Origin of the sequence: Thalassolituus alkanivorans (genome assembly GCF_020447205.1) — a bacterium.
In the GTDB taxonomy this organism is placed as follows: Bacteria; Pseudomonadota; Gammaproteobacteria; order Pseudomonadales; family Oceanobacteraceae; genus Venatoribacter; species Venatoribacter alkanivorans.
In genome coordinates this window covers 148,300-152,751 of sequence record NZ_JAJAEL010000037.1, presented here as the reverse complement: position 1 = coordinate 152,751, position 4,452 = coordinate 148,300, and the positions used below count along the sequence as shown (strand labels likewise).

Sequence of the window (4,452 nt, the reverse complement as noted above, 5' to 3'; positions counted from 1 at the left end):
TTCGCGGGCATGGCCCGCTCCTACGATCTATTACGGCAGGCATGGTCCGCCTGCGATTTATCGCGGCAAAATGCCGCTCCTACGATTTGTTTCAGCAGGCATGGTCCGCTTTTGCGATTTATCGCGGCAAAATGCCGCTCCTACGATTTATTTCAGCGGTTCGCGGGCATGGCCCGCTCCTATAATCTATTGCGACTAATTACAGACTTTTAACCCACTCACTGAAGGCTTTGCCCTCTTTTTCATGACGCATGCTGTATTCGACAAAAGCCTTCATATAGCCCAGCTTGCCGCCACAATCATGGGATTTACCGGTCATGTAGAACGCATTAACAGCATCCTGCTTCATCAGGGTAAAAATCGCATCGGTCAGCTGGATTTCATCCCCGGCACCAGGAGCTGTGTGCTCAAGAATTTCCCATATACTAGCTGGCAATACATAACGGCCAACAACAGCAAGATTGGATGGCGCTTCTTTAACCGCCGGTTTTTCAACAATGGTCGAAATCGGAGCGCTTTCGCCGGGTTTAAGTTCAGCCCCTGAAATATCGACGATGCCGTATTTGTCCACGTCCTGCTGAGCAACCGCTTCTACCAGAATCTGGCTCGCGCCTGTTGTTTCATATTCACGGATCATTGCCGCGAGATTTTCCTTTTCCAGATCAGCACTGGCATCATCAATCAGCACGTCCGGTAGCACCACGACAAAAGGCGCGTCACCCACCAGTGGTTTGGCGCAGAGCACCGCATGGCCGAGCCCTTTAGCCTGTCCCTGACGAATATGCATAATGGTTACTCCTCTCGGAGTAATAGAACGCACTTCATCCAGCAGCTGACGCTTAACACGGGCTTCCAGTGTCGACTCCAGTTCAAAGGAGGTATCAAAGTGGTTTTCAATCGCATTCTTTGAAGAGTGAGTTACCAGAATAATCTCGGTAATACCCGCAGCTGCACATTCATTAACCACATATTGAATCAGCGGCTTATCAGCCAATGTCAGCATTTCTTTAGGAATGGCTTTGCTGGCAGGGAGCATGCGGGTGCCAAGACCGGCAACGGGAATTACAGCTTTAGTGACCTTTGTCATAATAAATCGGGATTACCCACTCCTGGTTTAAATAAATAGTGCCTGGCGATTCAGCATACCGGATCAGCAGGAAAAGCTTATCCCGCCAGCATTCAGACACGCTGCCGCCCGAGGGTTATTCGCGAATAGTCCCTGATATCGCATCATTACTCTTAATTTTCATTCGGCCAATTTTTCAGGCCTGCAGCAGTTCGCTCAATTCCACAATCAATTCGCTCTGCTGACCCAGCAGAGAAAGTAAAATAACGGCTCTTTCTGCACCATCATATTCCTGAAAGATGGCTTCATAATGTTTAAAAGGGCCACTGTGCAGCGTGACTTTCTGGCCCTTTTTATACAGGGCGTCATTTTCGTTGCAAAGACTGCGTCGCTGCAAGTCATTAACCAGTAAAGTGCTGACAACGGCTGGCTGTGTGCCAAAATACAATAAGCCCCGCGCTCCAAGCGTGGAGCGAATCTTACTCAACAAGGGATCAGCAGGGCCAGATTGTAAAAAGAGATATCCGGGAAACAAAGGCTCAGCGCGAAGTGTGCGCTTACCCTTGGTAATATGCTCACGCTGGAAAAGAGGCAGAAAAGCGCTGGCACCTTGCTGCTCAAGATGTTCCAGTGCACGCTGTTCCTGACGGGGCTTGGTCAGAACAACATACCATTGTGTTGATACATCCATGTTGTTCAAGAAGCCTCAGTCAAGACCTGCCAGTATCTGCTCACAAGCCAGAGCAGGATCCGCAGCCTGGGTAATTGGCCGACCGATAACCATATAGTTAACCCCAGCAAGTTGCGCCTGGCGCGGCGTCAGCACCCGGCGCTGATCGCCCTGCTCTGCCCCCTCTGGACGAATACCTGGCGTGACCGTCAGAAATTCCGGACCACAGGCTGCGCGGATAAGAGCAACCTCCTGCGCAGAACAGACAACACCATCAAGCCCGGACTGCTCCGTTAATTTTGCCAGTCGTTCAACCTGCTCCTGAGGATCGATATCCAACCCGATATCAGCCAGGTCTGCACGCTCCATCGACGTCAGCACGGTAACGCCAATCAGCAGAGGCTTATGCGATTTTTTTTCGATCTCATTGCGGGCGGCTTCCATCATACGCCGGCCACCGGAAGCATGAACATTCACCATCCATACACCGAGTTCCGCAGCAGCACCGACCGCTTTTGCGCAGGTATTGGGAATGTCGTGAAATTTGAGATCAAGAAACACGTCAAAACCGAGGCCGTGAAGCGATTCAACAACTGCCGGGCCCGCTGCAGTAAAGAGTTCCTTACCAACCTTAACCCGGCACTGGGCAGGATCCAGCAGGCCTGCCATAGCCAAAGCCTGCTTCTGATCGGGATAATCCAGCGCAACCACAACAGGAGAACTGACAGTACAGGAAGAGCCTGTATTTTCAGCAGAAAAAGATTGCTTATTCATAAATCGAGCTTCGCTTTTGGCAACTGCGGCACAAAAGAATTAATGGTCGACCAATCCTTACAACTAGGACAGCGCCAGTGAAATTCCTTGGCCTTAAAACCACAATTTTTACAAACGAACTTAGGCTCGTTTTCAACAATGCGGCGCAGAATATCATACACAACCAGCAACTGCGACTTGTCGAGCTGCTGCCTGTGACGCACAACCAATTCAACCAGGGCAAAAAAACCCAGATTCGATGGTTGCTCCGCCAACTCCGAGAGTAATGTCGTCATTGCCCGGCTGATGCCCTGAACTTCTACATCACACTCAGCCCGGGCGACCAAAGCTGGTACATACTGTGTTGCCTGCCACTGCCTTGCCAGATGAGCAACCAAGCCAGAACCATCATCAACCTGGCGGAAAGACTCAACCATTCTTTCCAGCACAGTAACAATTGCCTGACTATCTACATCGACAGCCTTTAAATAACAGCGAATTGCTTCCCGCGGTTCTTTCTGGCCATAAGCCATATCACCCTGAACAACAAATGCACGCGCACAGCGATTGTCTATTTTAAGCGCCTGACGACACAACTGCTGAGTTTCGAGAAAGTCGCCACGGGCAGACGCATCTTCTGCCAGCTCGCACACAGCATGGGCAATACGTTTATCCAGCGAGGCGTTGCCTGCCAGTTTTTTGTCCCGATAAAGATCAAAAATCCGCTGCCACTCACCCTCTTCTTCATACAGTTCAACCAGATAACGCGACGCCTGCTCCTGCACACGGCCACGCGCACCCAGCAATTCAACAAACAACCGCTCAGCCCGATCCAGCAAGCCGGCATAGGAGTAATCAATAGCCAGCTCCAGTTCGAGCAACATCTGCGTATTACGCGCAAGATCGGTACGGGCGAAGAGCGCCTGATGCAGATGAATTGACCGGTCAACCTCTCCTTTCTCACGTAACGAGCGGCCAAGCTTAAGAAACAGGTCGATAGCATCATCATCAAGCTGAGGAATATTTAAAAGCCGCTCAAGCGAAGCATCATTGGCTTCTGCAAGCAAAAACTCGACACTGGGAATCCAGTCAGGGGGAGAATCTTTTTTAACCTGGCGGGCAAAGCGATAACCCAGGGTCCAGCCGATGGCAACACCCAGCATCAGCAGCACATAAACCAGTGCAGAATCCATCATAGGTGCCTACGGCAGTTTATTCAGGCGTTGTTTGGTGTCAGCAAGCTCTTTTCGTAACTGTCGTAACTGCAGCTTCTGACGGGCATTAATCACCACGCCACTGATAAGTCCTGCAATTGTTCCTAATAACAGCACAAGCCCCAACCACAGGGATACCGGTAAAGTAACGGGCGCTCCCAGCAGAAAATTTAACTCAACCAGCAGGCTGTTTTGTGCAGCAAACGCCAGCGTATAGGCCAGTACGACAACAAAAAGTACAACACTCAGGCCTACTTTCAGCGTTTTCATAGCATCGACTCCATATACCGGGACATTTACTCGTCTTCCGGGCTGTCATTCACCTGGTCACGCAGCTCTTTGCCGGGCTTGAAGTGAGGAACAAACTTACCTTTGAGATCGACGGTCTCACCGGTTTTGGGATTACGCCCCATACGCGGCGCACGGTAATGCAGCGAAAAACTGCCGAAACCACGAATCTCAATGCGCTCACCTGATGACAGCGTTTGCGACATATGATCCAGCAAGGTCTTAACCGCAAGCTCGACATCTTTCGATGACAACTGTGGCTGGCGGCTGACGATTTTTTCTATCAGTTCAGATTTTGTCATGTCTTTTCCCTCCTTGAGAACGAAGCATGGCAATAAACCTAGCCAAATCATGCAGTTAGCTCAACCCTTTTGCAAGTGTTGATTGTTTGTACAACACTTTCCGCGTCCTTTTGACCAAAATCTGTAACAAACAGGGATAAAGCAGCCAATATCCGCGCT

7 protein-coding genes are annotated in these 4,452 nt (G+C 50.3%); 1 reads left to right on the top strand and 6 read right to left on the bottom strand.

Annotation, left to right across the window (positions count from 1 at the left end; translation table 11 throughout):
• Nucleotides 1-213 (top strand): hypothetical protein (locus LGT44_RS13640; RefSeq protein ID WP_230333637.1); only part of this gene is annotated, 213 nt, incomplete at its 5' end.
• Here the strand turns inward: LGT44_RS13640 and galU are convergent.
• The 6 genes from galU to ihfB all read right to left on the bottom strand — a co-directional run bounded on the left by galU (nucleotide 200) and on the right by ihfB (nucleotide 4,293).
• A complete protein-coding gene (gene galU, locus LGT44_RS13635; RefSeq protein WP_230330834.1) occupies nucleotides 200-1,087 on the bottom strand; it encodes a UTP--glucose-1-phosphate uridylyltransferase GalU in 888 nt (295 codons plus the stop codon). The genes LGT44_RS13640 and galU overlap by 14 nt on opposite strands.
• 175 nt (nucleotides 1,088-1,262) lie before the next feature.
• On the bottom strand, nucleotides 1,263-1,757 hold the full coding sequence (gene rfaH / locus LGT44_RS13630) for a transcription/translation regulatory transformer protein RfaH (protein ID WP_230330858.1): 495 nt from the start codon (nucleotides 1,755-1,757) through the stop codon (nucleotides 1,263-1,265).
• 15 nt (nucleotides 1,758-1,772) lie between these two features.
• Nucleotides 1,773-2,510 carry an orotidine-5'-phosphate decarboxylase gene (gene pyrF / locus LGT44_RS13625; protein ID WP_230330835.1) on the bottom strand — a complete coding sequence of 246 codons (738 nt, stop codon included), beginning with the start codon at nucleotides 2,508-2,510 and terminating at the stop codon, nucleotides 1,773-1,775.
• Nucleotides 2,507-3,685, bottom strand: coding sequence for a hypothetical protein (locus LGT44_RS13620; RefSeq protein ID WP_230330836.1), 1,179 nt, complete (start codon nucleotides 3,683-3,685; stop codon nucleotides 2,507-2,509). Before LGT44_RS13620 ends, pyrF begins: the two co-directional genes overlap by 4 nt.
• A 6-nt stretch (nucleotides 3,686-3,691) precedes the next feature.
• On the bottom strand, nucleotides 3,692-3,973 hold the full coding sequence (locus tag LGT44_RS13615) for a lipopolysaccharide assembly protein LapA domain-containing protein (protein ID WP_145470235.1): 282 nt from the start codon (nucleotides 3,971-3,973) through the stop codon (nucleotides 3,692-3,694).
• A gap of 26 nt (nucleotides 3,974-3,999) precedes the next feature.
• Nucleotides 4,000-4,293 carry an integration host factor subunit beta gene (gene ihfB / locus LGT44_RS13610; RefSeq protein ID WP_145470233.1) on the bottom strand — a complete coding sequence of 98 codons (294 nt, stop codon included), beginning with the start codon at nucleotides 4,291-4,293 and terminating at the stop codon, nucleotides 4,000-4,002.
• Between the last annotated feature and the right edge of the window lie 159 nt (nucleotides 4,294-4,452).

Excerpts from the sequence above, each read along its gene's own strand:
- galU (WP_230330834.1), bottom strand. The coding sequence starts at position 1,087 with ATGACAAAGGTCACTAAAGCTGTAATTCCCGTTGCCGGTCTTGGCACC.
- rfaH (WP_230330858.1), bottom strand. The coding sequence starts at position 1,757 with ATGGATGTATCAACACAATGGTATGTTGTTCTGACCAAGCCCCGTCAG.
- pyrF (WP_230330835.1), bottom strand. The coding sequence starts at position 2,510 with ATGAATAAGCAATCTTTTTCTGCTGAAAATACAGGCTCTTCCTGTACT.
- LGT44_RS13620 (WP_230330836.1), bottom strand. The coding sequence starts at position 3,685 with ATGATGGATTCTGCACTGGTTTATGTGCTGCTGATGCTGGGTGTTGCC.
- LGT44_RS13615 (WP_145470235.1), bottom strand. The coding sequence starts at position 3,973 with ATGAAAACGCTGAAAGTAGGCCTGAGTGTTGTACTTTTTGTTGTCGTA.
- ihfB (WP_145470233.1), bottom strand. The coding sequence starts at position 4,293 with ATGACAAAATCTGAACTGATAGAAAAAATCGTCAGCCGCCAGCCACAG.